1 protein-coding gene is annotated in these 671 nt (G+C 54.2%); it reads right to left on the reverse strand.

Features of this window, described 5'->3' with window-relative positions:
- Window positions 1-459 (reverse strand): solute carrier family 23 protein (locus tag IEX22_RS16230; RefSeq protein WP_229660106.1); only part of this gene is annotated, 459 nt, incomplete at its 3' end.
- Between the last annotated feature and the right edge of the window lie 212 nt (window positions 460-671).

The raw sequence follows: 671 nt of genomic DNA on the forward strand, positions 1-671 counted from the left end.
GATACCTATCCCTGTACCATGAGCAATCCCCTTGGGCAGGTTAGCAAGCACCCACTGGCGAATGCCGGTAACGCTCACCAAGGTAAAGACGATACCCATAAGGAAAATCGCTCCCAGGGTGACAGGCAGGCTCATGCCCTGCCCCAACACCAGACTGAAGGCGGTAAACGCAGTCAGTGAGATGGCGCAGCCTATGGCCATCGGCAGATTGGCCCACAGGCCCATCAGCAGTGAGCCGAAGGCGGCAATCAGACAGGTGGCAATAAACACGGAGCCGGGATCAAACCCGGCCTTTCCCAGCATGGAGGGGACAACGATAACTGAGTAAACCATGGCAAGAAACGTGGTCAAACCGGCGATCACTTCCTGGCGGACAGTGCTGCCACGAGCGCTGATATTGAAGAAGCGTTCCAGCCATGATGATGTAGTAGGTACAGCGGTATTTGTCTTTGAAGACATCATAATTATTCTACCTTTTTGATCTCTTTATTCGGGTCAGATGACGCCGGCTACGGCAGGTGAGAGCCCCGCTGGGCGGGTGAGAGATCCACAACAAAACGTGACCTGCAGGTGGTGGGCACCAAGGATTATCGTCAAACGATGTCCAACGCAGCCTTTGTTGGTCGCGGATAATACTGCAAATTGGCGCGCCCGGCTAAAAAGATTTCGGG

This window comes from Tersicoccus solisilvae (assembly GCF_014643255.1).
Lineage (GTDB): Bacteria > Actinomycetota > Actinomycetes > Actinomycetales > Micrococcaceae > Tersicoccus > Tersicoccus solisilvae.